Source organism: Aeromicrobium sp. (genome assembly GCF_023146395.1).
Classification (GTDB): Bacteria; Actinomycetota; Actinomycetes; order Propionibacteriales; family Nocardioidaceae; genus Aeromicrobium.
Window position 1 is genome coordinate 21,082 of record NZ_JAGLCD010000019.1, and the last position, 25,180, is coordinate 46,261.

Below are 25,180 nucleotides of genomic sequence, written 5' to 3' on the forward strand. Positions count from 1 at the left end.
CGTCGGCGGTCCCCCACCCCTCATGAGCCAGCGCCGCACGCACCACGATCGCGTCCTCGTCGTCGACGACGACGCGTCGTTGGCCGAGATGCTGTCGATCGTGCTCGAGGGGGAGGGACTGACGACGGCGGTGTGTCGTTCGGGCGACAAGGTCCCGGCCGCCCTGGCCGCGTTCCGTCCCGACGTCGTGCTGCTCGACCTGATGCTGCCGGGCGTCGACGGCATGGAGGTGTGCCGCCGGATCCGCGAGAGCTCGAACGTGCCGATCGTCATGCTCACGGCGCGGTCCGACACCGACGACGTCGTGGCGGGGCTGGCGGCCGGTGCCGACGACTACATCGTCAAGCCGTTCAAGAACTCCGAGCTCGTCGCCCGCATCCGGGCCCGGCTGCGTCGCACCGACCAGATCCTCGAACCGCTCGTGTTCGGCGACATCGTGCTCGACCCGGCTGGACACACCGTCGAGCGGGCCGGTCAGCCACTGGATCTCACGCCCTTGGAGTTCGACCTCCTCGCCTGCCTGCTCGGCACGCCCGAGCAGGTCTTCACGCGGGAGGTGCTGCTCCAGAAGGTGTGGGGCTACCACCACCCGGGCGACACCAAGCTCGTCAACGTCCACATGACCCGACTCCGGTCCAAGATCGAGGACGACGCCGAGAACCCGAGCATCATCCGCACCGTCAGGGGCGTGGGGTACCAGGCGATCGCGCCCGAATGACGCGGCTCGGTCGTGCACTTCGCGCGGGTCTGCGCCGGGCGCTGCAGCAGTGGCGGCGTTCGATCCGGCTGCGCGTCGTGGGCAGCACGGTGGCCCTGACGAGTCTGGCGATCGGGCTCACGGGCTGGGCCCTGCTGGCCCAGGTCGCCGACGGCCTGGCCGAGGCGCGCAGCACCACGGCGGTCGACGAGGCGCGCGCCGGCCTCGAGCGCGTGCGCGCCCAGCTCGAGACGACCTCGGTGACCGACGCGACCGCGGCGAGCGAGGCCGTGGCGCAGATCGTCGACTCCTTGACCCAGAGCGGCCAGGGGCAGGGCCGCTACGACGTCGTCGTGGAGGGTCCGCTGGGGCGTGGGGGCGAGACCGTGCCGGTGCGATCGTCCGGTGAGGTCTCGGCCGACCTGATCCCGGCTGACCTGGTCCGCACCGTGTCGTCCTCCGACGGGCTCTACTTCCGCTTCGCCGAGGTCCCGGTGCCCGAGGGCGGGGCCCGGCCGGTCGTGGTCGTGGGCAGCCGGCTCGACGTGCCGGCGACCGGCGACGACTACGGGCTCTACTACGTCTTCAGCATGGCCGACCAGCAGGCCACGCTCGATCTGGTGCGCAACGCCACGGCGCTGGCCGGTTTGGCGATGATCGTCATGGTGGGCGGGGTGGCCTACGTGATGTCGCGCCAGGTGCTCGAGCCCGTCCGTCGCGCGCGCCGCACGGCGGAGCGGTTCGCTGCGGGACATCTCGAGCAACGCATGCACGTGCGGGGCGAGGACGACATCGCGCGGCTGTCGGAGTCCTTCAACCAGATGGCGGCGAGCCTGCAGTCGCAGATCGCCCGGCTGGAGAATCTCTCGAAGCTGCAGCAGCGCTTCGTCTCGGACGTGTCGCACGAGCTGCGCACGCCGCTGACGACGCTCGCGATGGCCGGCGACGTGCTGCACGAGGCCCGCTCGGGCTGGGATCCGCCGACCGCGCGGGCCGCCGAGCTGCTGCGCCGTGAGCTCACCCGGTTCGAGGAGCTTCTGGCCGACCTGATGGACCTGTCGCGCTTCGACGCGGAGGCGGCTCGGCTCGAGCTGGAGACGATCGACCTGTCGGACGTGGCCCGCGAGCTGGCGGACGAACCGGTCCTGACGCGCAAGGGCATCGAGGTCCGGGTCGTGGGTGCTGACGCCCCGGTCGTCACCGAGGCGGACCGACGGCGCGTCGATCGCGTGCTGCGCAACCTCGTCGCGAACGCCGCGGCGTACAGCCGGTCCGACGACGTCGTCGTGACGGTGGCCGAGAACGAGACGTGTGTCTCGCTGTCGGTGCGCGACCACGGCGTGGGCCTGACGGCGGAGGAGTCGCGGCGCGTGTTCGATCGTTTCTGGCGCGCCGACCCGGCACGGGCGGCCGCCGGCACGGGCCTCGGTCTCGCGATCGCGCGCAGCGATGCGCGTCTGCACGGCGGTGAGCTCCAGGTGGGCAGCAGGCCCGGGCGCGGCACGGACTTCGTGCTGACGCTGCCCAAGCCGGGTGGCGACGTGAGCCGTCCGGCGTTGGAGCCGCTGCGCGAGGCGGGCGACGCATGAGGCGGGTCGCGATGGTGCTCGTCGCGGCGCTGGTGCTGCCGGGGTGCGCGAGCCTGCCCACCGCCACCGACGTCGAGCGGGCCAGCGACGTCGAGGTGGGGAGCGACCTGATCACGTACCAGCCCGCGCCCCCGGCGCCCGGGGCGGAGCCGCAGGAGATCGTGGCGGGGTTCCTCGACGCGATGCTGGCCTATCCGGTCTCGAGCGGCACGGCGAGCGCCTACCTCTCGAGCGACGCCGCAGCGGAGTGGGCGGCGGGCGACGGGGTCCGGATCTATCGGTCTCCCGTGATCCAGGTCCGGGAGACCGGCGAGACGACGACCCTCGTCGACCTCGACCTCCAGGAGTCCGGTCGGCTCGACCGGAACGGGCACTTCATCGCGGCGCAGGGGTCGGCCAGCTTCGCGCTCGAGCTGGTCCTCGATGACGGTGATTGGCGGATCGCGAACCCGCCGGCCGGACTGGCCGTCACGCAGGGCTACTTCGAGACGTACTACGAGGCACTCGACGTCTTCCTGTTCGACGTCCGGGGCGAGCAGCTCGTCGCCGACCCGGTGCACCTGCAGGTCGGGGAGCGGCTCGCGACGTCGCTGACCGCGGCGTTGGTGGCCGGTGGTCCACCGCGGGTCGCGGGAGAGACGCGCACCTACGTCCCGGACCCGAGTGACTGGAACCCGGCCGTGACGGTGGCTCAGGGGCGCGCGACGGTCGAGTTCAGCACGTCTCTCACGACGCTGGACCTCGAGGTGCGCCGCCGCCTCTCGGCCCAGGTCGTGCGCACGCTCTCCCAGGTGCCGGGCGTCTCGGTCGTGCGCATCGTCGGAAGTGACGGCCCGCTCGTCGCGGGGGGCACGGCCGATCAACCCGTGTCGGCGTGGGCCCGGTTCGACCCGCCGCCCGCGACCGGCCGGGCGGGGGCGGTCGTCGACGACGTCGTCTCGACGCTGGACGGGCAGGTCGCGAGTCCGGTCGCGGGCGTCCCCGACGACCTGGCCGCCACGGCGAGCCTCGTGGCCGCACGACCTGGTGCATGGGCCACGGTGAGCGACCAGGGTGTCCTGCGTGTCGTGCGAGCCGAGGGAGAACGCGTCGACCAGACCGTCGACGTCGTGTCGATCTCGTGGGACGTGCAGGGACGCCTCTGGGTCGCCGATCGTCCCCAGGGACTCCTGCGGGTGCGCCTGATGACCGAGGACGGGGTCACACCGGTGCCGGTCGCGAGCGCGCTGGACGGTGTGACGTCCTTCGCCCTCGAACCCGGCGGCACACGGTACGCCGTGACGCGCCAGAGCGGCGACGTTCTCGCGGGCGCCGTGACCAGCGCGGATCCAGGATCGGTGCCACAGCTCGCGGTGCCGGCCCAGATCGCGCGGGACGTCGTCAACCCGGCTGCCGTCGTCTGGCTCGCCGCGACGGTGATCGCGGTGGTCGGCGACGGCGAGACCGGACGCCAGGTGTACCGGGCGTCGATCGACGGCTCACCCTCCGACGCGACGGCCGGCACGGCTCCGCGGCTGCCCAACGTCGCGATCACGGCGCTGGCTGCGGGGTCCGGTGACGACCCGGACCTCTACGTCACCGACGATCGCGCGCGGCTCTGGTACCTGCCCGCCGGCGGTTCGTGGCGGTTGCTCGGGGTCACGGCCCGGGGGCTCACGAGCGGGCGCTGACCGTCCACAGGCAGGACCGGTCCACGGGCCCGGGACGAAGCGGTGCCGTGCCTCGCGGTCGAGGAGAAGATCGCCGCGTGGGCATCGGCGAGGCGTGGCAGTCGGCCGCCGCCGATCTCGTCGTCGGGGCGGACTGCGCCGGGTGCGGCAGCCCGGGTCTCGACTGGTGCCACGCCTGCGCCGCCGCATGCCGGCCCGCTCCGCGGCTGGTGCCCGGTGCCGCCGACGTCCCGGTGCTGGCGGTCGTGGACAACGTCGGACCGGCGGCGCGGGTCGTCGTGGCCTGGAAGGACCGGGGGCGCCTGCGCCTCACGCGCCCCCTGGGGCACCTGCTCGCGGTCGGCTGCGCGACCGCGCCGTTCGAGGGTCGCACCGGGCTCGTCCCGGTGCCGACCGCCCGCGCCCAGGTGCGCCGGCGCGGGGCCGACCCGGTCCGACTCCTCGCCGAGCGGGCGGCCCGCGACCTCGTGGCCGTCGGTCTCGACGCCACCGCACTGCCGGCGCTGCGCCGCGTACGCTCGACGCGCGACCAGGCGGGCCTCGGTGCCCTGGAACGGCGGACCAACGTCGCGGGCGCCTTCGCCGCAGACCCCGCAGTGGTCGCGCGCTGCGTCCGCGCCGGCATCGAGGAGGTGATCGTGGTCGACGACGTGCTCACGACCGGCGCGTCGGTCCGGGAGGCCGTACGGGCACTCGCGGCGGCGGGAGTGCGGACCTCGGCCGTCGTCGTGGTCGCCCACACGCCGCGACCGGGCCCGGGGCCTGGCTGAGAAGTGCGAGAACTTCACACCGTCCCCCTTTCGCCCCGGGGCCGCTCGGTCTACGGTCAAGGACATGGCATGACCGTTCGTCCACCGACCTGGGAGGCACTCATGGAAATCGTCGTCACCGGCCGCAACAGCGAGATCTCGGAGAGGTTCCGTGAACGGGTCCACGAGAAGCTGCAGCGCATCGAGAAGTTCGACAGCCGTCAGCGCATCAGCCGGGTCGACGTCGAGGTGACGCACGAGAAGAACCCCCGCCAGCACGATCGCGCGGCCCGGGTCGAGCTCACGCTCCGGTCGCGCGGTCCCGTCGTGCGGGCCGAGGCCTGCGCGACCGACCAGGCCTCCGCGCTCGACGCCGCGGTCGACAAGCTGCACTCGCGACTGCGACGTGCGGCCGACCGCCAACGGATCCACCACGGGCAGCATGCGCCGGTCTCGCTGGCCGAGGCCACGTCCGCGGTGCCCGACGGCCTGCTCGCCGACGATGCGGCTCCCGCGGTCGACGAACCGGCGCCGCCGGTCGCGATCGACGGCGACGGGCCGATGGTCGTCCGCGAGAAGACCCACCGCGCCCCGGCGATCACGCTCGACCAGGCGCTGTACGAGATGGAGCTCGTCGGCCACGACTTCTACCTGTTCGTCGAGAAGGACTCCATGCAGCCCAGCGTCGTCTACCGACGTCGCGGGTACGACTACGGCGTGATCCACCTGGACCCCACGCAGGACTGAGCGGGCCCGAGACACGGACGGGGCGCGGGTGGGCGACCACCCGCGCCCCGCCCGTCTGTGCGGCCGCGTCCGGGTGCCATGGCGTCGCGGGAGGGTGCTCCGCCCCGCTTCGCGTGCAGAACTCCGCTTGCGTGGCATGATTCACTCCGTGGCCGACGACAGACAACGCATCCGCGTCCTCCTCGTCGATGACCAAGAGCTGTTCCGCCGCGGCGTCAGCATGGTGCTCAGCGCCGATCCTGACCTGGACCTGATCGAGGTCGACGGCGGTGACGAGGCCTTGACGCAGGTCGCCGAGAACCCACCCGACGTCGTCCTGCTCGACGTGCGGATGCCGGGTCGCAGCGGGGTCGAGATCTGTGGCGCGATCAAGGCCACGTCCCCCACGACGGGCATCATCATGCTCACGGCCAGTGATGAAGAGTCTGATCTCTACGAGTCCATCAAGAGCGGGGCGTCCGGCTATCTGCTCAAGGACGGCTCCACGTACGACCAGGTGGCCGAGGCCGTACGCCTCGTCGCCTCCGGGCAGTCGCTCATCAGTCCCACCATGGCGACCAAGCTGCTCGAGGAGTTCGTCCAGATCTCCAAGGGCCCGGCACCGTCGGCGAGTCTCACCGCCCGCGAGCTTCAGGTCCTGCGACTCGTGGCCCGCGGCCTGTCGAACCGGGAGATCGCCGGCGAGCTGTTCATCAGCGAGAACACGGTCAAGAACCACATCCGCAACATCCTCGAGAAGCTGCAGATGAAGTCGCGCATGGAAGCGGCGATGTACGCCGTGCGCAGCAAGCTCGTCGACGACCTCTGAGCGCCGCCACATGACCACGGTGTCGGAGCGTTACACGGTCCTGCAGGCGCGACGCCTCGCCCTCGGGGCCCTGGGTTTCGCCCGGGGACGACCCGAGGGCACGATCTCCGCCCGCCACCTGCGCGCCACGATCGACCGCCTGGGGCTGTTCCAGATCGACTCGGTCAACGTGCTGCAGCGCGCGCACTACCTGCCACTTTACTCGCGCCTCGGTCCGTACGACGTCGAGATGCTGCACCGGGCGTCCTCGCGTCCGCCGCGTCGGCTCGTGGAGTACTGGGCGCACGAGGCCGCGTTGCTCGACGTCCGCCTCTGGCCGGCCTTCGGGTTTCGCCGCCAGGACGACAGCCGCATGTGGGGCGGCCCGAGGGCCGTGGCTCGCGACAAGCCCGAGTTCGTCGCCTGGGTGCTCGAGGAGGTCCGGCGCCGGGGTCCGTTGACCGCGCGGCAGATCCAGGAGGACCTGCCGCGGGACCGCTCGCACTGGGGCTGGAACTGGTCGGAGGGCAAGCAGGCGCTCGAGTACCTGTTCTACGTGGGCGAGGTCATGGCCGCCGGACGCACGGCCCAGTTCGAGCGGCTGTACGACCTGCCCGGACGCGTCCTGCCGTCCGACGTCGCCGGTCAGCCCGACCTGTCTCCGGAGGCCTCGCACCGGCTGCTCGTCGAGCACGCGGCACGGGCGCTCGGGATCGGCACGGCGCAGTGTCTGCGCGACTACTTCCGGCTGGCTCCGGGGCCCGCGAGCGTGGCGATCGAGGAGCTGACCGCCGACGGGGTGCTCGTGCCCGCCACGATCGACGGGTGGGCGCGCCCGGCCTGGCGCCACCGTGACGCGGTCGTGCCCCGCCGGGTCCGCGCCCGCGCCCTGGTGAGTCCGTTCGATCCGTTGGTGTTCGAACGAACCCGCCTCGCGCAGCTGTTCGGCTTCGATTACCGCATTGAGATCTACGTCCCGGCCGAGAAGCGTGTGCACGGCTACTACGTGCTCCCCTTCCTGCTGGGGGACCGGCTCGTGGGCCGGGTGGACCTCAAGCACGACCGGGCGACCGGACGTGTCCTGGTGCTCGCGGCCCACGCGGAGGCCCATGCGCCCCCGCACACCGCGGTCGAGCTGGCGGCCGAGCTCGAGCTGCTCGCGGGGTGGCTGGGGGCGAGCGGTGTCACGGTCGGCGATCGCGGGGATCTCGCCGCTGCGCTGTCGGATGCCGTCGACGCCCGTGCCCGGGCCCGGGAGTCAGGCGACACCGCCTAGACTCGACCTGTTCAGGCCATCTGCTCCGGCCCATCTGCGAGGAAGTGCATCCGCGTGCCCAAGATCATCGACAAGATCCTCCGCGCCGGCGAGGGCAAGATCCTTCGTCAGCTCGAGGCCATCGCCGACCAGGTCAACGACCTCGCCGACGACTACACCGACCTGAGCGACGACGAGCTGCGCGGCATGACCGAGGAGTTCCGGGAGCGCCTCGCGGACGGCGAGACCCTCGACGGTCTGCTGCCGGAGGCGTTCGCCGTCGTGCGGGAGGCGGCCGACCGGGTCCTGGGGCAGCGGCACTTCGACGTGCAGATCCTGGGCGGGGCGGCCCTGCATCTGGGCAACATCGCCGAGATGAAGACCGGTGAGGGCAAGACCCTGGTCTCGACCCTCCCGGCGTACCTGAACGCGTTGGCCGGTAAGGGCGTCCACGTCGTCACGGTCAACGACTACCTCGCGCGCTACCACGCTGAGTGGATGGGGCGCGTGCACCGCTTCCTCGGACTCACGGTCGGGGCGATCCTGCCGGGGATGACCGCCGCGGAGCGCCGGGAGGCCTATGCGTGCGACATCACGTACGGCACCAACAACGAGATGGGCTTCGACTACCTGCGCGACAACATGGCCACCGACCTGGCCTCCTGCGTGCAGCGTGGTCACTTCTTCGCGATCGTCGACGAGGTCGACTCGATCCTCATCGACGAGGCGCGCACGCCGTTGATCATCTCCGGTCCCACGACCGAGCAGGTGCAGTGGTACGCCGAGTTCGCCAAGATCATCGCGACGATGTCGCCGGACGTGCACTACGAGGTCGACGAGAAGAAGCGCACGATCAGCGTCACCGAGGAGGGCATCGACGCCGTCGAGAACGCGCTCGGCATCGACAACCTGTACGACTCGGTCAACACCCCGCTCATCAGCTTCCTCAACAACGCGGTCAAGGCTCGCGAGCTGTTCAAGCGCGACAAGGAGTACGTCGTCGTCGACGGCAACGTCATGATCGTCGACGAGCACACGGGCCGCATCCTCGACGGGCGCCGGTACAACGAGGGACTGCACCAGGCGATCGAGGCCAAGGAGGGGGTGCGCATCCGCGAGGAGTACCAGACCCTCGCCACGATCACGCTGCAGAACTACTTCCGCCTGTACGAGAAGCTCTCCGGCATGACCGGCACGGCCCTGACCGAGGCCAGCGAGTTCGACAAGATCTACGGCCTCGGCGTCGTGCCGATCCGCACCAACCGTCCCGTGGCGCGTGACGACCTGCCCGATCTGGTCTACCGCACCGAGGAGGCCAAGTTCTCGGCCGTCGCGGAGGACATCGTCGAGCGGCACGCCAAGGGCCAGCCGATCCTGGTCGGCACCACGAGCGTCGAGAAGAGCGAGCGGCTCTCGAAGATGCTGCGCAAGCGCGGGGTCGTGCACGAGGTCCTGAACGCCAAGCAGCACGAGCGCGAGGCGGCCATCGTGGCCCTTGCGGGTCACCGTGGCGCCGTCACGGTCGCCACCAACATGGCGGGCCGCGGCACGGACATCATGCTCGGCGGCAACGTTGAGTTCCTGGCCGACCAGGCGCTGCGCAAGCGCGGCCTGGACCCTGCCGACCCCGAGAGCGGGTACGAGGAGGCGTGGGCCGATGCCGTCGCCACGGCCGAGGCGCAGGTCAAGGCCGAGCACGACGAGGTCGTCGAGCTCGGCGGACTCGCCGTGATCGGTACCGAGCGCCACGAGTCGCGCCGCATCGACAACCAGCTCCGTGGCCGATCCGGCCGTCAGGGCGACCCTGGCATCTCCCAGTTCTACCTCTCGCTCGAGGACGACCTGATGCGGCTGTTCAAGGCCGACTGGGTCAACTGGGTCCTGCAGCGCATGAACATCCCCGACGACGTGCCGATCGAGAACAAGCGGGTCACGGGGGCGATCGCCTCCGCGCAGGCGCAGGTCGAGACGCAGAACTTCGAGACTCGCAAGAACATCCTCAAGTACGACGACGTCATGAGCCGTCAGCGCGAGGTCGTCTACTCCGAGCGGCGCAAGGTGCTCGAGGGGGAGGACCTGCGCGACTGGGTGCGCGACATGATCGAGCAGGTCGTCACGGCCTACGTCGTGGGTGCCACGGAGGGCTTCCCCGAGGAGTGGGACCTCGAGGCGCTGTGGACCGCGGTCAGCCAGCTGTACCCCGTCACGCTCTCGGCCGACGACGTCGCGGCGGACGCGGGTGGCCGCGACAAGCTGAGCCGGGAGACGCTCACCGATCTGCTGGTCCAGGACGCCCTGGCGGCGTACGAGCGTCGTGAGCAGGAGCTCACCGAGCCCGTCGCCCGTGAGGCCGAGCGCCTCGTCGTGCTCAGCGTGCTCGACCGCAAGTGGCGCGAGCACCTGTACGAGATGGACTATCTCCGCGAGGGCATCGGCCTGCGGGCCTACAGCCAGCGCGATCCGCTGGTGGAGTACCAGCGCGAGGGCTTCGACCTGTTCTCGGCGATGATGGAGGCCACGCAGGAGGAGGCCGTCGGCTACCTGTTCAACGTCGAGGTCAACGTGCAGGCCCCCGAGGGCGGTGGTGACGGCGAGGGCGAGGCGCCGCACGTGTCGGCCAAGGGCGTCGAGGCGTCGCGGGAGCAGAAGCTGGCCTACTCGGCGCCGAGCGAGGACGGTGACCCCGAGGTGCGCACCGAGGAGAGCTCGCCGGAGGAGGCCTCGGCCAAGCGGGCCCAGAACGCCAAGGACAAGGCCCGCCAGAAGGCCAAGCAGCAGCGCAAGAGCCGCAAGAACAACCGCTAGAGCCGCTCAGCCCCACTCCAGAGCGGTGCAGCGCCACGCGGGCTGGTCGCGGTGGTCGGGGAGCAGCTCGAGCCGCAGGGCCACGGCCCGGGACCGACGGTGGTGGACGAACCGGCCCGCGACCTCGGCGACGGTCGGGGAGATCATCGCGACGTGGACCGAGACGACCCGGGCGTTGCCGCGGCGACCGGCGGCGCGGCGCGCACCGAGCGTCACGCGGCGCTCCAGGGCCCGGTAGACGTCGGGAGCGAGCCAGCCCGCGAGCTGGCGGGCCGGGCGGTCACCCACCAGGACCTCGACCAGAGCCTGCAGGAACCGGGAGGTCCGCTCGCGCAGCGGCGCCTCGGGGCGGGGGCCGCGCTCGACCGGGACCGGCAGCACGGGCTTGACGCCGGGGATCGGCAGCGGGATCTGCGGCTCGGCGTCGGGATCGATGCCGAACGGCACGACGACGGCCAGGGCCGTGGCCGACCTCACGACGCCACCGGTCCGTTGTTCGGGACCCGCAGGACCTGACCCGGGTGCAGCACGTCGGGATCGGGACCGATGACCTCACGGTTCGTGGCGTGCCACGTGCTCGTCAACCGCGCGATGTCGCGATCTGTCGCGGTGTCCTGCGTGTGCTCGCGGGCCAGGGTCCAGAGGCAGTCGCCGGCCTGCACGACCACGGTGGCGACCGACGTCGAGGGGCCGGGTGACGGAACGGGGCTCTCCGGTGCCGTGGCGGCGGCCGGTGCCCGGTCGGGGAGCGGCAGGCCGTCGAGATCGGCAGGGTTCGCGTGGGCGTTGGACGCGAGCAGCAGGGCGCTGGTCGAGAGAGTCGCGGCCAACCACGGCGGCGCCAGACGCCGGGCCAGCCCGGCCGCCGTGGCGGTGCGCCGCGCGAGGGCGACGAGGGCGCTGGCGACCAGGAGCCAGAGCGACAGGGCCGCCAGGACGATGTCGGCGACGCCCGCGAGTGCCGGTGCGAGCTCGGGGCCGACGACCTCCGAGGCGCTGGACGGGAGGTGGGGGAGGGTCAGGGAGAGGCCGAGGACGGATCCCGCCGCCGTGGCGAGGACTGGGCGACGACTGGTGTTCTGCATGAAATCCCCCGTTTGATGACGTTTGATGACGTATGTGAACACCAAAGATCGTTTGATCGCACCTGTCAACGACCCGGTGCACAGGAGGCGCCTACCGTGGGGCGATGCGGTGGGACCGGTTGCTGGCCGAGATCGAGGCCTCCGCGCTCGACGAGGCGGCGCTCGAGCGCGACGCCCTCGCGGTCGAGCTGACCGACGAGGAGTGGTCGGGCGCCCGAATTCGTGACCTGGTCTGGGGCGACGTGGCGCTGGACGTGCGCGGCGTCGGCTGGGTCGAGGGGCGCGTGCTCCGCTCGACCGAGGAGTTCATGGTGCTGGCGGAGGCGGCGCGGGAGATCGTCGTCGCTCGCGCCGCGTTGCTGGGCTGGCGCGGCGGCAGCGGTCGCGCCCCCGAGCCTCGCGGAGTCGAGGCGAGGCTCGGCTGGGCTCAGCTCCTGCGGGCGCTCAGGGACGAGGGTGAGCCCGTGTGCGTCGTGCGGACCGACGGTGTCGCGGTGACGGGAGTCGTGGGCGCGGTGACCCGCGAGGCCGTTCGTCTCGAGGGCTCAGGCGAGGAGAACCCGGGCTCGCCGGTGTGGGTCGTCCTGACGGCAGTCGCGACGCTCCACGTGCTGTGAGACCGACCGCCTCAGTCGGAGCTGCGGCTCGAGCTGAGATCCTGGCCGTCCAGCTCGGACGCGAAGTCCGGGTCGAGCAGGTGGGACTCGACGCGCGCGTACTGCCGCTGGATGTAGTCCTCCAGCTCGACGTGCTCGACCCGCCACTGCCCACGGCCGCCGATCTGGATGCCCCGCAGATCCCCTGAGCGCACGAGCGCATAGACCTGCCGGACGGTGACGTTGAGGACCTCGGCGACATCAGCGAGAGTGAGGAATCGCGGCGTCTCCGAACCCATGTGCCCAGTGTGACACGGGTGAGTGTCAGCGCTCAGGTCATCTCCGGAGCCGGTGTGGACGACGGTGGACGGGTGGTGGACGAGTCACGGGTCCGTGCACTAGACATCCGGGTCAGGTGCGCAACTGCGTGCCCGATCAGGGTCGGGGGGACCATGGGACGACGCGACACGACCACGCGACCGGCACGGCGGGTCGTCGTGCGTCGATGGCGCGACCCGCGGCTGCTCGCGGGCGTCGTGCTGGTCGTGGGTGCCACGGCGCTCGGGGCCCGCATCGTCGTCGGCGCCGACGACACCGTCGAGTACTGGGCCGTCTCGGACGAGGTCCGAGCGGGCGACACCGTGGGCCCGGACGACCTCATGGCGACCAGGGCCAGGCTCGACGGCGCGAGCGGCGAGGCCTACGTGCGGGTCGAGGAGGAGCTCCCCGAGCGGCTCGACGCACTGCGCTGGACCGTCGACCTCGCGCCGGGTGCGCTCGTCGGGCGCGACTCCTGGGCGGCCGGCGACGCGTCCCGGGGTCATCTCCCGGTCAGCGTCCAGACGGGGTTCCTTCCCCCCGATCTCGGCGCGGGCGACCTCGTCGACGTCTGGGTGGGTCCGGGCCCGGGGGAGGCGACCGATCTCCCGGCCGTGCGGCAGGCGTCCGGGCTCCGGGTCCTGGACGCCGGCACCTCGGAGACGCTCGGAGCCAGCGTGACGCGGACCGTCGTGCTGGACCTCGGGTCGCAGACGCTCGGGGGCGAGCAGATCGCGGCGATCGCCTCCGGTCACGTGACGCTGGTCCGGGTGCCGTGACCGACGTCGCGATCGCCGCTGCCGGTGCGGCGTGGGAGCCTCAGGCCCTGGCGGCGGTCGACCAGGCCCCGCACCTGCGGCTCGCGCGCCGCTGCGTCGACGTCAGCGAGCTGCTCGCGGTGGTGCGGACCGGGGCGGCCTCCGTCGCCCTGGTCGACCCGGCGCTCCCGGGCCTCGACATCGACGTCGTGCGCGAGCTCACGTCGGCCGGGGCCGCCGTGGCCGCGTGCGGGGACACCGCGGCGGCGGCCGCCCTCGGCATCGCCTGGCGTCCTGATCCCACCCAGCTCGGGCAGGTCGACTGGGCCGAGCCGGTGCCGGTCCCGGGTCCACCACCACCACCGTCGACCGGCGCGGACGACCGGAGCGCCGGGCGAGTGCTCGTCGTGTGGGGTCCGGCCGGTGCTCCGGGGCGTTCGACGCTCGCGCTCGCGCTGGCCTCGGCGCTGGCCGGCCTCGGGCAGCGCACGGCGCTCGTCGACGCCGACGTGGCTGGCGGGACGCTGGCCCAGCAGCTCGGCGTGCTCGACGACCTCAGCGGGATCTTGGCCTCTTGTCGAGCCGCTGGCAACGGGCGCGGCCACGAGGTCGACGGCCATCTCGTGGAGGTGGAGCCGGGGCTCGACCTGCTCACGGGCATTCCGCGCGCCGACCTCTGGCCGCACCTGCGGGTCGGCGCGCTCGGCACGGTGCTGGACCGGCTCCGCAGCGACCATGCGCACGTCGTCGTCGACGTCGGGTCCGGTCTCGACCTCGACGGCACGGTCGGGCGGTCACGGCACGCGCTGACCCGGAACCTCGTCGAGGAGGCTGACGACCTGGTCGTGGTCGGTCGCGCGGACCCCGTGGGGCTGTCCCGGCTGGTGCGGGGACTCGCCGAGCTGCGCGAGGTCGTGCCGGGCCCGCCGAGCGCGGTCGTGGTCAACCTCGCGGGGACGGGTCCGGGCTGGAGCGAGCGCGAGGTCGCCGAGACGGTGCGCCGGCTCGCCGGCCGCGCTCCCGACCTGTTCCTGCCCGCCGATCCCGCGACGCTCCACGCGGCGATGATGCACGGCCGGTCGCCCGGTGCGGCGGCTCCCGCCTCGCCCTTCGTGGGTCGGGTCCGCGAGCTCGTGGCCACACTTCGGCTGGACGACCGGTGATAACCTCACCCCGACCGGAGTGAGGAGTGCCATGCAGCGTCTGAGCCCGTTGGACGCGCTCTTCCTGCAGAGCGACAGCCCCACGGTTCCCCGTCAGATCGCGACGTTGGCGATCCTCGAGGCGGGTGAGACCTCGCTCGACCACGACCGCCTCCTGCGCATCATCGACGAGCGCATCGACCTGGTCCCGCGGTACCGCCAGGTCCCTCGCCACGTGCCGGGCCGGATCGGCCCCCCGGTGTGGGTCGACGACGAGAACTTCGACATCACGCTGCACGTCCGGCGCTCGGCGCTGCCCTCGCCCGGATCGCGTGACGCCCTGCACGAGCTCGTGGGCCGGCTCGTCGCCCGCCGCCTCGACCTCGACCGACCGCTCTGGGAGCTCTACCTCGTCGAGGGCCTCGAGGACGGCGCCACCGCGTTGCTGTTCAAGGCGCACCAGGCGCTCGTCGACGGGTCCGAGACGGTCGACCTCGCGCAGGTCCTGCTCGAGGAGGTCGCCCACGCCCGCGACATCCCGCACGAGGAGTGGACCCCGCGTCCCGATCCCGGCGCGCTGGCCCTGGCCGCCTCCACGGTCAACCGCACCGTGACGCACCCGGGCGAGGCCCTCCGCACCGTCGAGCGCGTCGCGGGCCGGTTCGTCCGTCACCTCCCGGTGGTCGGCACCCCCACGACCCCGTCGCACGGAGTCCTGCAGACGACGCTCTCGCGGCACCGGCGCTTCGCGACCATCGCGGTCTCGTTCGGTGAGCTGCGGCGGGTCCGAGAGTTCCACGGCGGCACGGTCAACGACGCGATCCTCGCCTCGATCGCCGGCGGCCTGCGTGGCTGGATGCTGACCCGGGCGGAGCCGGTCACCCCGAAGACGAGCTTCCGGGCGCTCGTGCCGATGTCGGTCGTGTCCGAGGGCCTGCCGACCTCGTTGGGCTCGCGGGTCACGGGGCACCTGCTGTCCCTCCCGGTCGGCGAGTCCAATCCCGTGGTCCGCCTGCACCAGGTCTCCTACGCGCTGAAGGACCACCGCGAGACCGGCCTGGCGGTCGCGGCCAACGAGCTCGCCAACCTCCCGGGCTTCGCGACCTCCACGTTCCACGCGGTGGGTGCGCGGGTCGCGATGGCCGAGGCGCGACGCGATCACCACATCACCATCACGAACGTGCCGGGCTCGTTCGATCCGGTGTACCTGGCGGGGCAGAAGGTCCAGGAGGTCTACTCGGCGATCCCGCTGCGTGGCCACCGTGCGGTCTCGATCGCGGTCACGTCGTACAACGGCCAGGTGTTCTTCGGTCTGGTCGGCGACCGTGAGGCGGTGCCCGATCTCGACGTGCTCGCCCAGTGCATCCGCGAGTCGGTCGACGAGCTCGTCGAGACGGCGACCTCGGCGACCCGGCGCGCCCCGCGCGGTCGCCAGCGCCCGCAGCGGGGCACCTCATGAGGGTCTACCTGGCGGCCGACGCCGACGACCTGCGCCGACTGGCCGCCGGCGAGACGCTCGACCAGGAGCAGCTGCTGGCCGCCTCGGAGGACGAGGAGGACGAGCTGGCCGCCCTCGAGGAGGCCGTGGAGTCCGGTCCCGTCGCGGTGGCGGCCGAGGTCGACGTCGAGGACGCCCCCGTCGCGCTCGCGCACGTGCAGGCGTTTCACCTCGTGCTCGACGACAGCGGTCACCTGCAGTGGTTCGGCCCCGATGAGCTCGACGCGGTGCTCGACCTCCTGACCTGAGCCGGCGCCGGCCCCCCGGGCCTCCGGCGCGCACGAGGGCCCCGCACCCAGAACCGGGTGCGGGGCCCTCGTGGTCCGGTCCGGGTCGGCCCGGACCAGGATCAGATCTTGGTCTTGCCGAGGTCGACCTCGGCGTTGAGCGATCGCACGATCTGCTTGTGGATCTCCGGCTCGATCTTGCGGCCGAGCAGCGGGATCGAGACCTTGACGTCGCCCTTGACCGTGAAGACGGTGCCTCCGCTGCCGTCGTCCTCGAGCGCGGCGGTGCCGAGCATCTCGGCCGGCTGGCCCACGATCGAGACCTTGACGTCGGCCACACGCGAGCCGTCGCTCTTCTGGCTCCACTTCTCGGTCTGCTTGACCTTGACCGTGGGGCCGGTGAGCTTCTTGACGAAGTCGGGGAGCTCGGCGGGCATCGAACGCACGATCGTGACGGTGCCGTCATCGACGGAGACGTCGTACTCGATCGCTCCCTGGTCCTCGCACGTCTCGGTGCGGAACTCCTCGGACGTGATGAGGCCGTACACCTCGTCGACCGTGGCGCTGTAGGTGAATGTCTCGGAGAGCTTCATGCGCACATCCTGTCAGGGGTTCCCGGGCTTGTCAGCGGGTCGCGGACGACGCGCGTCAGCGCGCGCTGCCCTCGCCCTCGACGGCCTGCTGGGTTCCCGTCTGCAGGGCCTTGAGCTCGGCCAGCCGGGCCTCGACCTCGAGCTGGTCGGAGTCGATCTCGAGCTCGGCGAACTGGGAGTCGAGGCTCGACGACGCCAGCTCGGCCTTGCCGGCCACGAGGGCCTCGTCGCGGCGCACCTTCTCCTCGAAGCGGGACAGCTCGCTGGTCGGGTCGAGGACGTCGATCGACTTCACGGCGTCGGCCACCTTGGCCTGCGCCTCGGCGGTCTTGGCGCGGGCCACGAGCTGGTCGCGCTTGACCTTGAGCTCGTCGAGCTTGACGCGCATCTGGACCAGACCGACCTTGAGCTTCTCGACCGTCTCGCCCTGCGAGGCGATCATCGGCGCGGCCTGCTTGGCCTCGTTCTCGAAGGAGATCTGCTTGGTCAGGGCGAGCTTGGCGAGCTGGTCGAAACGGTCGGCCTCACCGGCCTGCCCGGAGCTGCGCAGGGTGTCGGCCCGCTGGGAGGCAGCCAGCGCCTTGCCGCCCCACTCCTTGGCGGCGGCGACGTCCTCGGCGTGATCGGCCTCGGCGAGGCGCAGGTTGCCGATCGTCTGGGCGACGGCGTCCTCGGCCTCGGCGATCGAGCTCGTGTAGTCGCGCACGAGCTGGTCGAGCATCTTCTGCGGGTCCTCGGCCTTGTCGAGCAGCGAGTTGATGTTCGCGCGCGTGAGCTGGCTGATCCGACCGAGGATGGACTGCTTCTGGGCCATGGTGGGTCCTCTTCGTCCGAGCGTGGGGAGTGGTGCCTCGATCCAAGCGCACCGCGGGCCCGCACTCAACCGGTGAGGTCGAGCACGGGCCCGCGGCGAACCGCTGGGTCAGGCCATCTGGCGACGCGCGGTGCGGGCGCCCAGGAGGACGACACCGCCCAGCAGCGTCACGAGCACGCCTCCGATCAACATCGTGGCCGAGGCCTCGAGGCCGGTCGACGGGAGCACCGCCGCCTGGGTGGGAGCTGCGGCTCGAGGCGCCACGGCGGGGACGACCGGAGCCGCCGGAGCCGCCGGGGCGACCGGGCCGACCGGAGGGACCGGGGCCGCCGCGACCGTCACGACGACCTCGGTGGAGTCGCCCGAGATGACACAGCTCGTGGCATCGCCGGGGATCGAGCACAAGGCGAGGTAGTACCAGAGGCTGCCCGATGCCGCCGCCGTGAAGGTGAGCTCACCGGTTGCGCTGTTGAACGACACGTTGGTGAAGTTCGCCGGGTCGGTCAGCGCGGTGTCGACGAAGTACTGGCGCAGCGAGCCGGGGGTTCCCAGACCCTCGGCGTCCTCCTCGTCGTCGAGCTGCTCGTCGTTCGCGGCGACGTTCAGCGTGATCGGGACGCCGGAGACGCCCGAGGCCAGATCGGTCACGGTGCAGGCGATGTCCAGGCCGTCGCCACCGAACAGCTGGTTGGTGCCGCCCTCGCCGCAGAGCTGGTCGTTGCCGCCGTTGCCGTACAGGATGTCGTCGCCGTCACCGCCGAAGATGACGTCGTCGCCGCCGATGTTGACGACGGGACCGTCGCCGTAGATCGTGTCGGCTCCGTTGCCGCCGAAGATGACGTCGTTGCCGCCGATGTTGACGACGGCGCCGTCGCCGTAGATCGTGTCGGCTCCGTTGCCACCGGAGATGACGTCGTTGCCGCCGATGTCGACGACGAAGCCGTCGCCGTACACCGTGTCGGCGCCGCCGCCGCCGTCGATCGTGTCGTCGCCGCCCGCGACGGTGGCCTCGCCGTCACCGTAGATCGTGTCCGGTCCGCCGCCGCCGTTGATCGTGTCGTCACCACCGTTGTTGGTGGCGGCGCCGTCGCCGCGAATCGTGTCGGCCCCGCCGCCGCCGTTGATCGTGTCGTCGCCGCCGTTGTTGGTGACGATGGCGCCGTCGCCGGAGAGGGTGTCGTCCCCGGCGCGGCCGTTGATCGTGTCGTCGTTGCCGGTGCCGAGCTCGATGTTGCCGTCGCCGCTCAGGACGTCCGGCCCGGGAGTCCCGTCGATGTCGGCCGCCAGGGCGGACGTCGGGACCAGGGCGATCGTCGCGACTGCTGCGGCGACCCCCAGACGGAGTGTTGTTCTCTTCATGATGTGACCTCGTGAGGGAGGAGGATCCAGCCGTGATCGGCCGGAGGGAGTGCTCGTATATCAACACGGCGACGGCCGGCGTGTGAGCCAAATCATCACGTTGCTGGCTGCAGGGTCGACGGCATGCCCCAATCGCCGGCGCACCTGGTTCCGATGGGGGACGTCCGCATGGTTCACATGGGCAGATAGAGCGTGAACGCGGTCTCGCCCGGCACGCTGTGCACCGTGACGCGGCCGTCGTGCGCCTCGACGACCGCCTTGACGATCGAGGCGCCCAGCCCGACCCCGCCCGAGGCTCGCGTGCGGGAGGAGTCGCCGCGTGCGAACCGGTCGAACACGTGCGGCAGCAGGACGGGGTCGATGCCGGGCCCGTCGTCACGGACTGTGAGAGCGACTCCGGCGTGGCTGCGGCGCAGCGAGGTCGTGATGGTCGTTCCGGGCGGGGTGTGGCGTGAGGCGTTGGTCAGGAGATTCGTCACGGCTTGGTGAAGACGCCGTGCGTCGCCGGTGACCTGGACGGCGTCGTCGGGGAGCTCCAGACCCCAGCGCCACTGCGGGTCGACGACCTGCCGGTCGGCCACGGCCTCCAGCGCGATGTGGGTCAGGTCCACGTCAGTACGGTCCAGGGGACGCCCGGCGTCGAGCTGCGCGAGCAGGAGCAGGTCGTTGACGAGGGAGGACATGCGGGTCGACTCGGTCTCGACCTTCGCCAGGGCCTGGCGGACGATGTCGGGGTCCTCGCCGGTCCGGTGCACGAGCTCGGTGTAGCCCGCGATCGTCGCGAGCGGGGTGCGGAGCTCGTGCGAGGCGTCGGCGACGAACTGGCGGACCTGCTGCTCGCTCTGGTGACGGGCCTCGAGCGAGCTCTCGACATGGTCGAGCAGGACGTTGAGCGCATCGCCGACCCGGCCGACCTCGGTCGCGGGATCGGTGAGGTCGGCCGGCACCCGGGGCGTGCTCAGGACCGATCCGCTCGAGAGTGGCATGAGCGAGACCTCGTGAGCGGTCGCGGCGACGTCGCGGAGCGGACGCAGCTGACGGCGCACGAGCACCCGGGCGGCCGCCGCGGCGGCGAGGGTGCCCCCCACGGTCAGCAGGCCCTCCCACACGATCAGGCTCGTCAGCGTCTCGTCGAGGTCGGCCGTGGGAAGGCCACCCACGACGACCGCGCCGTCGTCGTTGCGCACGGCCAGCACGCGATAGGTCCCGAGCCGGGACAGGTCGACGGTGCGGGTCCGGCCGTCGGCCGGGAGGTCGGCCAGCACGTCGAGCACGGCGGCGGGCAGCCGCTCCTGCCGGCCGTCGCCCACGAGATCGCCACGACGTACGGCGTCGTGGAACACCGCTGTGACGGTGCCCTCGCCCTGACCCACCGCGGCAGGCAGAGGCTCGGACGCCGGAGGGCGCGAGCCGCCCGGGAGCCGGTCGAGCTCCCGGTCGAACCGGTCGAGGCTGTCGTGCAGCTGGGAGTCGAGGCGGTCGGTCAGGTACGACCGCATCGTCAGCGTCGCGAAGGCCGAGACCCCCACGCCCACGACCGCGACGAGCGCCACGGCGGTGACGATGAGGCGTCCGGTGAGGGTCGCCGGCAGCAGGCGCGGCACGGCGAGGTCAGGACGTGGGCTTGAGCACGTAGCCCGCGCCGCGCTTGGTGTGGATCATCGGTTGGCGACCGGCATCGATCTTCTTGCGCAGATAGGAGATGTAGAGCTCGACCACGTTGGCCTGGCCCCCGAAGTCGTAGTTCCACACCCGGTCGAGGATCTGAGCCTTGCTCAGCACTCGCTGGGGATTGCGCATGAGATAGCGCAGGAGCTCGAACTCCGTGGCGGTCAGGGAGATCTCGTCGTCCCCGCGGAACACGTCGTGGCTGTCCTCGTCGAGCGTGAGGTCGCCGACGGTCAGCACGTGGCTCTCGCGCTGCTCGAGTGCTCCGGAGCGCCGCAGCAGTCCGCGCAGACGCGCCACGACCTCCTCGATGCTGAACGGCTTGGTCACGTAGTCGTCGCCGCCGGCGGTGAGGCCCTGGATCCGGTCCTCGACGGCGTCGCGCGCGGTGAGGAAGACGACCGGCACGTGCGGGGCGAACGCGCGAATGCGGCGCAGCACCTCGAGGCCGTCGAAGTCGGGCAGCATCATGTCCAGCACGATCGCGTCGGGAAGCGTGTCGCGCGCGGCCTGCACGGCCGAGCGACCGGTGGCAGCCGTGGCGACGTCCCAGCCCTCGAACCGCAGCGCCATCTGGAGCAGCTCGGCGATGTTGGCCTCGTCGTCGACCACGAGCACGCGGACCGGTGAACCGTCGGCACGGGACAGGGCAGGGGTCATCCCTCCAGTGTGGCGCGAGAAGCTGCGCACGGGGTGGCAACCACCTGTGCCTGACCTGTGAATCTACGCTGCCGGTCGGTGGTCTCGCAGAAGATGCCTGCGTCGTGCACAGGTCGGCGACAGGGGGGTCTCCGAGCCTGGAGCCATGAATGACACCACCCTTGAGTCCGACGTCCCACCCCCTCCACCGACCCCGTCCGTCGACCCTCCTCCGGAGCGGAGGCCACGGCGCAGCACCTCGGTGCTGGTCGCGGCGATCGTCGCCGCCGTCACCCTGCTGGTCGGGCTCGGCGCCGGGACCGGGATCGGCTTCGCGCTCGACTCCGGCGGGGCTCCCGGCGACCGGCCCGGGGACCGACCCGGCATCGGAGCCGACGGCCCTGCGCAGGACGGCTCGGGCCACCGGCCGGGTCGGCCGGGCCCGCGTCCGGGCGCGGGCGCGGGCGCGGGCGCGGGGCAGCTCCCCGACGGTCCGCCAGACGGCGGGCCCGGGCCTGACGCCGGCTCCTGAGACCGACGCGGCCGCCAGCCACGATCGGAGTTCAGACGGCGCCGGGGAACCCGTGCTGGCGCCACGCCTCGTAGACCGCGATCGAGGCGCAGTTGGCGAGGTTCATCGAGCGACGTGACTCCAGCATCGGGATGCGGAGACGGTCGTGGACCCGCGGGTCGTGCTGGACCTCCTCGGGCAGGCCCGTCGGCTCGGACCCGAACATCAGCACGTCGCCCGGCTCGTACGCGACGTCGGTGTGCCGTCGGGACGCCGACGTCGTGTACGCGAGCACGCGGCCCCCGTCGAAGGCCGCGTACGCGGCGTCGAGCGTCTCGTGCACCGTGACGACCGCGAGGTCGTGATAGTCGAGCCCCGCACGGCGCAGCTTGCTGTCCTCGAGGTCGAACAGCGGATCGACCAGGTGGAGGTGCGCGCCGGTCGCTGCCGCGAGGCGGATCGCGCTTCCGGTGTTGCCGGCGATCCGCGGCTCGACGAAGCAGATCTGGAACACGGCTCGCAGACTACTCGTCGCCCCCTACACTCAACGCTCATGGCCGCCCCCACGCGTGTGCACCTCACCCATGTCTTCACCTCCAGCCCCGACGTCGTGTTCGACGCGCTCGCCGAGCACGAGAACCTCGGGCCCGTCTTCGGCGCGAAGATCACCCGCGTCAAGGACGGCGACACCACGCGCAACGGGGTCGGGTCGACACGCTCGCTCAAGATCGGGCCGCTCCCGGCGTTCCAGGAGACCACCACGGTGGCCGACCGACCCACGCTGATCGAGTACAAGATCACGAAGGGGTCGCCGCTCAAGGGCCACTGGGGCCGCCAGGCGCTCACGCCGACCGCTGACGGCGGCACTCGGCTGGACTACTCGATCGGCTTCGACGCCGTGGTGCCCGGCCTCGCCCCGGTCGTGGCCAAGATCTTGACGCTCGCGATCGGCAAGGGACTCGGCACGCTCGTCCCGTGATCTAGCCTGGGACCGCACCTGCCGGTGTGGTGGAACTGGGTAGTCACGCCAGGTTTAGGTCCTGGTGCTCTTCGGGGCGTGCAGGTTCGAGTCCTGTCACCGGCACCAGGTCCCCAGATGTGGACACCTCCGCACGCGAATCGAGACGATCCGTGTGCGGAGGTGTCCACATCTGGTCGGACTCAGTTCGGGCCGACGTTCAGTCGAGGCCCAGGTCGCGGCGGAGCTTCGCGACGTGTCCGGTCGCCTTGACGTTGTAGGCAGCGTGGGAGATCTTGCCCTCCGGGTCGACCACGAACGTCGAGCGGATGACCCCGTGCACGACCTTGCCGTAGAGCTTCTTCTCCCCGAAGGCGCCCCAGGCCGTCAGGGCCTCCTTCTCGGGGTCCGAGAGCAACGTGATCGTCAGCCCGTCCTTCTCGCGGAACTTCGCGAGCTTGGCCGGGGCGTCGGGGGAGATCCCGAGGACTTCGTACCCCTCCGCGCGGAGCCGGTCGATCGAGTCGCTGAAGTCGCAGGCCTGCTTCGTGCAGCCGGGCGTCATCGCGGCGGGGTAGAAGTACACGATGACCGAGGACCCCCGGAGGTCCGAGAGCGTCACGGTCTCGCCGGTGTCGGAGGTCAGGGTGAAGTCGGGGGCCGGGTCACCGGGCTGCAGTCGGGTCGTCATGCCCCCTATCCTGACTCAGACGGGCAGCCCGCCCCGACCGAGGTGGACAGGAGCAAGACGTGGCGCGTGAGACCGACCAGCTGGTGGCCGAGATCGACGAGGTGCGCGATCACCTGGCCACCACGATCGACACGTTGATCGACCGGACGAGTCCGAAGTCGATCGCCCGCCGCACCGTGGCGTCGGTCAAGGCCAAGTTCGTCGACGAGAACGGATCACCCCGCTTCGAGACGATCGCGCCGATCGTGGCCGGTGCTGCCGGCATCGTGGCGGCAGCGATCGTGGTGCGCCGCCTGAGCCGGTGACGACCCCGTCATGATGGGGCCATGAGGCCGCACCCGCTCCTCGCGCTGCGCCGGATGCCGTCGCCCCGGGAGTCCCTCGCCGACCGCTGGGCCACGCTGCGCCGACGGTGGCGGCTCATCCTGCGGCTCAGCGTCTCGACCGCCGCGGCGTTCGCGATCGCCACCCATCTGCTGGGTCACCAGCAGGCGTTCTTCGCGCCGATCGCCGCCGTCATCGTCATCATCGCCGGCGCCGGACAACGGGGCCGCACCACGGTCGAGCTCGTCGTCGGGGTCGCGATCGGCGTGTTCGTCGGCGAGCTGCTGATCATGTCGATCGGGCGCGGTGCCTGGCAGATCGCGCTGGTCGTCGCCCTCACCGTCGCGGTCGCGACCCTGGTCGGCATCAAGGGCCTCGCCCTGACCCAGGCCGCGAACTCCGCCGTGCTGCTGGCGGCCGTCCTGCCCGCGTCGGGCGCAGCCGACCCTGCCGTGACGAGATTCCTCGACGCGCTCGTGGGCGGGGCGTGCGGCCTGGCGATGGTGCTGCTGCTGCCGCGCAACCCGGTGCGCGACATGAACCTCCAGGTGCAACGACTCCTGGAGGACATCGCCGAGGTGCTCGACCGGGTGGCGCAGTCGATGCGCACGGGTGACGCTGCACTCGCCGACATCGCGCTCGGCCAGGCGCGATCGGCCCAGACGCTGATGGACTCGGTGTCGTCGACGGGCGTCAACGTGGCCGAGATCGCGCGGATGTCGCCGGTCCGGTGGCGCCAGCGCGACGAGCTGCAACGCTTCGTGGGCTCGGTGCGCGACCTCGACAACGCGCTGCGCGACGTGCGAGTCCTGGCGCGTCGCGTGGCGGCGATGCTCCGCCACGGTGAGACCGCGCCGGACGACATGCAGCGGGCCATCGAACGCATGGGTTCGGCGGTGCGGATTTACGCCGACGACCTCGCGACCCACGACACCTTCGCCGAGGCGCGCGACGAGCTGATCGACGCGGCCCGGCTGGCGATCACCTGTCTGCAGGGGGAGATCACGATCAACACCGCCGCGATCGGCGCTCAGGTGCGGTCGCTCGCCGCCGACCTGCTCTCGGCCAGTGGCGTGACCCGCGACGAGCTCGGCGAGCTGCTCGCGTTCGACTGACGCTCGATCCCGCGGGCGTGTCCGTCTCGACACGGAGCTTGTCGGCGCGCTAGCCTGCCTTCACCAGCACGACGAAGGAGGTGAACCCTGTGACGAATCCCATCACGACGACCAACGCGTACCGCGCGTCGTCGAGCCCCGCGTTCGACGCCGTCCGATTCCTCGCCGGTTCACCCTCCGGAGTCATGCACCTGCCGTAGCCTCAGCACGGCACGTCCATCACCGCTCCGGATCCATGATCCGGGGCGGTTTTTCGTATTCACTCACCGAGAAAGGAGGCGCGCCATGACCATCACCCCCACCCCACGCACCGACGAGACCATGCCCGCACACCCCCATCCGACCACCCGTTCCGGCCCCACAGCCGGCCGAGCCACCCGGAAGGAGGTGTCGGACATGACCCGTCTCGGTCGCCAGGCCCGCGTCAAGCGCGCCTGGGACGAGCTGTCGGAGGCGGACCGCCAGGTCCTGCTGAACCAGGCGCGCGAGCGGCGCGTCCAGCAGGCGGAGCGCGATGCGCGCATCGCCGAGGTGTACAACGCGCGCCTCAACCGATAGTCGCGCCCGTCCCTCACGCCACGGCCT

General features: G+C 71.6%; 28 protein-coding genes and 1 tRNA gene. 19 read left to right on the forward strand and 10 right to left on the reverse strand.

Annotated elements, in window-relative coordinates; genetic code table 11:
* Nucleotides 1–22 precede the first annotated feature (22 nt).
* From mtrA to secA, 8 genes are all read left to right on the forward strand, one after another.
* Nucleotides 23–718, forward strand: coding sequence for an MtrAB system response regulator MtrA (gene mtrA / locus KAG51_RS13245; protein ID WP_290584317.1), 696 nt, complete (start codon nt 23–25; stop codon nt 716–718).
* Nucleotides 715–2,286: an MtrAB system histidine kinase MtrB gene (gene mtrB / locus KAG51_RS13250; RefSeq protein WP_290584318.1), complete on the forward strand. Its 1,572-nt coding sequence runs from the start codon at nt 715–717 to the stop codon at nt 2,284–2,286. Before mtrA ends, mtrB begins: the two co-directional genes overlap by 4 nt.
* Nucleotides 2,283–3,956 carry a GerMN domain-containing protein gene (locus KAG51_RS13255; protein ID WP_290584319.1) on the forward strand — a complete coding sequence of 558 codons (1,674 nt, stop codon included), beginning with the start codon at nt 2,283–2,285 and terminating at the stop codon, nt 3,954–3,956. Before mtrB ends, KAG51_RS13255 begins: the two co-directional genes overlap by 4 nt.
* Nucleotides 3,957–4,033: 77 nt before the next feature.
* The gene (locus KAG51_RS13260) at nt 4,034–4,726 is read left to right on the forward strand and encodes a ComF family protein (RefSeq protein WP_290584320.1); all 693 of its coding nucleotides are present in this window, start codon (nt 4,034–4,036) and stop codon (nt 4,724–4,726) included.
* A gap of 69 nt (nt 4,727–4,795) precedes the next feature.
* Nucleotides 4,796–5,452 carry a ribosome-associated translation inhibitor RaiA gene (raiA, locus tag KAG51_RS13265; RefSeq protein WP_290584321.1) on the forward strand — a complete coding sequence of 219 codons (657 nt, stop codon included), beginning with the start codon at nt 4,796–4,798 and terminating at the stop codon, nt 5,450–5,452.
* Between the two features lie 148 nt (nt 5,453–5,600).
* Nucleotides 5,601–6,260 carry a response regulator transcription factor gene (locus KAG51_RS13270; RefSeq protein WP_290584322.1) on the forward strand — a complete coding sequence of 220 codons (660 nt, stop codon included), beginning with the start codon at nt 5,601–5,603 and terminating at the stop codon, nt 6,258–6,260.
* Between the two features lie 10 nt (nt 6,261–6,270).
* Complete coding sequence (locus KAG51_RS13275) at nt 6,271–7,515, forward strand: crosslink repair DNA glycosylase YcaQ family protein (protein ID WP_290584323.1); 1,245 nt, start codon at nt 6,271–6,273, stop codon at nt 7,513–7,515.
* 66 nt (nt 7,516–7,581) lie between these two features.
* Nucleotides 7,582–10,299 (forward strand): preprotein translocase subunit SecA, encoded by a 2,718-nt coding sequence (gene secA / locus KAG51_RS13280; protein ID WP_290584395.1) that lies wholly within the window; start codon nt 7,582–7,584, stop codon nt 10,297–10,299.
* A 6-nt stretch (nt 10,300–10,305) separates the two neighbouring features.
* On the opposite strand, the gene KAG51_RS13285 is transcribed toward secA, so the two are convergent.
* Both KAG51_RS13285 and KAG51_RS13290 read right to left on the reverse strand, forming a co-directional pair.
* Complete coding sequence (locus tag KAG51_RS13285; RefSeq protein WP_290584324.1) at nt 10,306–10,776, reverse strand: Rv3235 family protein; 471 nt, start codon at nt 10,774–10,776, stop codon at nt 10,306–10,308.
* Entirely contained in the window at nt 10,773–11,384 is a 612-nt protein-coding gene (locus KAG51_RS13290; RefSeq protein WP_290584325.1) for a LysM domain-containing protein, read from the reverse strand. The genes KAG51_RS13285 and KAG51_RS13290 overlap by 4 nt, the downstream gene beginning before the upstream one ends.
* A 104-nt stretch (nt 11,385–11,488) precedes the next feature.
* Here KAG51_RS13290 and KAG51_RS13295 point away from each other — a divergent pair, with 104 nt between their 5' ends.
* Entirely contained in the window at nt 11,489–12,001 is a 513-nt protein-coding gene (locus KAG51_RS13295) for a hypothetical protein (protein ID WP_290584326.1), read from the forward strand.
* 11 nt (nt 12,002–12,012) lie between these two features.
* On the opposite strand, the gene KAG51_RS13300 is transcribed toward KAG51_RS13295, so the two are convergent.
* On the reverse strand, nt 12,013–12,279 hold the full coding sequence (locus KAG51_RS13300) for a helix-turn-helix domain-containing protein (protein WP_290584327.1): 267 nt from the start codon (nt 12,277–12,279) through the stop codon (nt 12,013–12,015).
* Nucleotides 12,280–12,432: 153 nt separating this feature from the next.
* Here KAG51_RS13300 and KAG51_RS13305 point away from each other — a divergent pair, with 153 nt between their 5' ends.
* From KAG51_RS13305 to KAG51_RS13320, 4 genes are read left to right on the forward strand one after another with little or no spacing between them, the layout of a single operon-like run.
* Nucleotides 12,433–13,077: a hypothetical protein gene (locus tag KAG51_RS13305; RefSeq protein WP_290584328.1), complete on the forward strand. Its 645-nt coding sequence runs from the start codon at nt 12,433–12,435 to the stop codon at nt 13,075–13,077.
* Nucleotides 13,074–14,219 (forward strand): hypothetical protein, encoded by a 1,146-nt coding sequence (locus KAG51_RS13310; RefSeq protein WP_290584329.1) that lies wholly within the window; start codon nt 13,074–13,076, stop codon nt 14,217–14,219. Before KAG51_RS13305 ends, KAG51_RS13310 begins: the two co-directional genes overlap by 4 nt.
* Nucleotides 14,220–14,250: 31 nt before the next feature.
* On the forward strand, nt 14,251–15,657 hold the full coding sequence (locus tag KAG51_RS13315; RefSeq protein ID WP_290584330.1) for a wax ester/triacylglycerol synthase family O-acyltransferase: 1,407 nt from the start codon (nt 14,251–14,253) through the stop codon (nt 15,655–15,657).
* Nucleotides 15,654–15,944 (forward strand): hypothetical protein, encoded by a 291-nt coding sequence (locus tag KAG51_RS13320; RefSeq protein WP_290584331.1) that lies wholly within the window; start codon nt 15,654–15,656, stop codon nt 15,942–15,944. Before KAG51_RS13315 ends, KAG51_RS13320 begins: the two co-directional genes overlap by 4 nt.
* A 101-nt stretch (nt 15,945–16,045) precedes the next feature.
* Here KAG51_RS13320 and KAG51_RS13325 read toward each other — a convergent pair whose 3' ends face one another.
* The 5 genes from KAG51_RS13325 to KAG51_RS13345 all read right to left on the reverse strand — a co-directional run bounded on the left by KAG51_RS13325 (nt 16,046) and on the right by KAG51_RS13345 (nt 21,017).
* Complete coding sequence (locus KAG51_RS13325) at nt 16,046–16,516, reverse strand: DUF2505 domain-containing protein (protein WP_290584332.1); 471 nt, start codon at nt 16,514–16,516, stop codon at nt 16,046–16,048.
* A gap of 55 nt (nt 16,517–16,571) precedes the next feature.
* Nucleotides 16,572–17,330 carry a PspA/IM30 family protein gene (locus tag KAG51_RS13330; protein ID WP_290584333.1) on the reverse strand — a complete coding sequence of 253 codons (759 nt, stop codon included), beginning with the start codon at nt 17,328–17,330 and terminating at the stop codon, nt 16,572–16,574.
* 108 nt (nt 17,331–17,438) lie between these two features.
* Nucleotides 17,439–18,689: a hypothetical protein gene (locus tag KAG51_RS13335; RefSeq protein ID WP_290584334.1), complete on the reverse strand. Its 1,251-nt coding sequence runs from the start codon at nt 18,687–18,689 to the stop codon at nt 17,439–17,441.
* A 173-nt stretch (nt 18,690–18,862) separates the two neighbouring features.
* A complete protein-coding gene (locus KAG51_RS13340) occupies nt 18,863–20,293 on the reverse strand; it encodes an ATP-binding protein (RefSeq protein WP_290584335.1) in 1,431 nt (476 codons plus the stop codon).
* 7 nt (nt 20,294–20,300) lie between these two features.
* Nucleotides 20,301–21,017 (reverse strand): response regulator transcription factor, encoded by a 717-nt coding sequence (locus KAG51_RS13345; protein WP_290584336.1) that lies wholly within the window; start codon nt 21,015–21,017, stop codon nt 20,301–20,303.
* A 145-nt stretch (nt 21,018–21,162) separates the two neighbouring features.
* On the opposite strand from KAG51_RS13345, the gene KAG51_RS13350 reads away from it, so the two are divergent.
* Nucleotides 21,163–21,528 (forward strand): hypothetical protein, encoded by a 366-nt coding sequence (locus KAG51_RS13350; RefSeq protein WP_290584337.1) that lies wholly within the window; start codon nt 21,163–21,165, stop codon nt 21,526–21,528.
* A gap of 31 nt (nt 21,529–21,559) precedes the next feature.
* Here KAG51_RS13350 and KAG51_RS13355 read toward each other — a convergent pair whose 3' ends face one another.
* Nucleotides 21,560–22,021 carry a tRNA (cytidine(34)-2'-O)-methyltransferase gene (locus KAG51_RS13355; protein WP_290584338.1) on the reverse strand — a complete coding sequence of 154 codons (462 nt, stop codon included), beginning with the start codon at nt 22,019–22,021 and terminating at the stop codon, nt 21,560–21,562.
* A 39-nt stretch (nt 22,022–22,060) separates the two neighbouring features.
* On the opposite strand from KAG51_RS13355, the gene KAG51_RS13360 reads away from it, so the two are divergent.
* A complete protein-coding gene (locus KAG51_RS13360; RefSeq protein ID WP_290584339.1) occupies nt 22,061–22,486 on the forward strand; it encodes an SRPBCC family protein in 426 nt (141 codons plus the stop codon).
* A 20-nt stretch (nt 22,487–22,506) separates the two neighbouring features.
* Nucleotides 22,507–22,594: transfer RNA gene (locus KAG51_RS13365), tRNA-Leu, on the forward strand.
* A 91-nt stretch (nt 22,595–22,685) separates the two neighbouring features.
* Here KAG51_RS13365 and bcp read toward each other — a convergent pair.
* Nucleotides 22,686–23,156: a thioredoxin-dependent thiol peroxidase gene (bcp, locus tag KAG51_RS13370; protein WP_290584340.1), complete on the reverse strand. Its 471-nt coding sequence runs from the start codon at nt 23,154–23,156 to the stop codon at nt 22,686–22,688.
* Between the two features lie 59 nt (nt 23,157–23,215).
* Between bcp and KAG51_RS13375 the strand changes: the two genes are divergently transcribed.
* The 3 genes from KAG51_RS13375 to KAG51_RS13385 all read left to right on the forward strand — a co-directional run bounded on the left by KAG51_RS13375 (nt 23,216) and on the right by KAG51_RS13385 (nt 25,153).
* A complete protein-coding gene (locus tag KAG51_RS13375) occupies nt 23,216–23,461 on the forward strand; it encodes a DUF3618 domain-containing protein (RefSeq protein ID WP_290584341.1) in 246 nt (81 codons plus the stop codon).
* A gap of 21 nt (nt 23,462–23,482) precedes the next feature.
* Nucleotides 23,483–24,595: an FUSC family protein gene (locus KAG51_RS13380; RefSeq protein ID WP_290584342.1), complete on the forward strand. Its 1,113-nt coding sequence runs from the start codon at nt 23,483–23,485 to the stop codon at nt 24,593–24,595.
* A gap of 396 nt (nt 24,596–24,991) precedes the next feature.
* Nucleotides 24,992–25,153, forward strand: a complete 162-nt coding sequence (locus KAG51_RS13385) for a hypothetical protein (RefSeq protein ID WP_290584343.1) — start codon at nt 24,992–24,994, stop codon at nt 25,151–25,153.
* Nucleotides 25,154–25,180 lie beyond the last annotated feature (27 nt).

Bases quoted from the DNA above. Each gene is read 5' to 3' on its own strand.
- mtrA (WP_290584317.1), top strand. From the start codon at position 23: ATGAGCCAGCGCCGCACGCACCACGATCGCGTCCTCGTCGTCGACGAC.
- KAG51_RS13295 (WP_290584326.1), top strand. From the start codon at position 11,489: ATGCGGTGGGACCGGTTGCTGGCCGAGATCGAGGCCTCCGCGCTCGAC.
- KAG51_RS13330 (WP_290584333.1), bottom strand. From the start codon at position 17,330: ATGGCCCAGAAGCAGTCCATCCTCGGTCGGATCAGCCAGCTCACGCGC.
- KAG51_RS13320 (WP_290584331.1), top strand. From the start codon at position 15,654: ATGAGGGTCTACCTGGCGGCCGACGCCGACGACCTGCGCCGACTGGCC.
- KAG51_RS13275 (WP_290584323.1), top strand. From the start codon at position 6,271: ATGACCACGGTGTCGGAGCGTTACACGGTCCTGCAGGCGCGACGCCTC.
- mtrB (WP_290584318.1), top strand. From the start codon at position 715: ATGACGCGGCTCGGTCGTGCACTTCGCGCGGGTCTGCGCCGGGCGCTG.
- KAG51_RS13300 (WP_290584327.1), bottom strand. From the start codon at position 12,279: ATGGGTTCGGAGACGCCGCGATTCCTCACTCTCGCTGATGTCGCCGAG.
- raiA (WP_290584321.1), top strand. From the start codon at position 4,796: ATGACCGTTCGTCCACCGACCTGGGAGGCACTCATGGAAATCGTCGTC.
- KAG51_RS13360 (WP_290584339.1), top strand. From the start codon at position 22,061: ATGGCCGCCCCCACGCGTGTGCACCTCACCCATGTCTTCACCTCCAGC.
- KAG51_RS13385 (WP_290584343.1), top strand. From the start codon at position 24,992: ATGACCCGTCTCGGTCGCCAGGCCCGCGTCAAGCGCGCCTGGGACGAG.
- KAG51_RS13350 (WP_290584337.1), top strand. From the start codon at position 21,163: ATGAATGACACCACCCTTGAGTCCGACGTCCCACCCCCTCCACCGACC.
- KAG51_RS13335 (WP_290584334.1), bottom strand. From the start codon at position 18,689: ATGAAGAGAACAACACTCCGTCTGGGGGTCGCCGCAGCAGTCGCGACG.
- KAG51_RS13305 (WP_290584328.1), top strand. From the start codon at position 12,433: ATGGGACGACGCGACACGACCACGCGACCGGCACGGCGGGTCGTCGTG.
- KAG51_RS13290 (WP_290584325.1), bottom strand. From the start codon at position 11,384: ATGCAGAACACCAGTCGTCGCCCAGTCCTCGCCACGGCGGCGGGATCC.
- KAG51_RS13255 (WP_290584319.1), top strand. From the start codon at position 2,283: ATGAGGCGGGTCGCGATGGTGCTCGTCGCGGCGCTGGTGCTGCCGGGG.
- bcp (WP_290584340.1), bottom strand. From the start codon at position 23,156: ATGACGACCCGACTGCAGCCCGGTGACCCGGCCCCCGACTTCACCCTG.
- KAG51_RS13325 (WP_290584332.1), bottom strand. From the start codon at position 16,516: ATGAAGCTCTCCGAGACATTCACCTACAGCGCCACGGTCGACGAGGTG.
- KAG51_RS13380 (WP_290584342.1), top strand. From the start codon at position 23,483: ATGAGGCCGCACCCGCTCCTCGCGCTGCGCCGGATGCCGTCGCCCCGG.
- KAG51_RS13345 (WP_290584336.1), bottom strand. From the start codon at position 21,017: ATGACCCCTGCCCTGTCCCGTGCCGACGGTTCACCGGTCCGCGTGCTC.
- KAG51_RS13315 (WP_290584330.1), top strand. From the start codon at position 14,251: ATGCAGCGTCTGAGCCCGTTGGACGCGCTCTTCCTGCAGAGCGACAGC.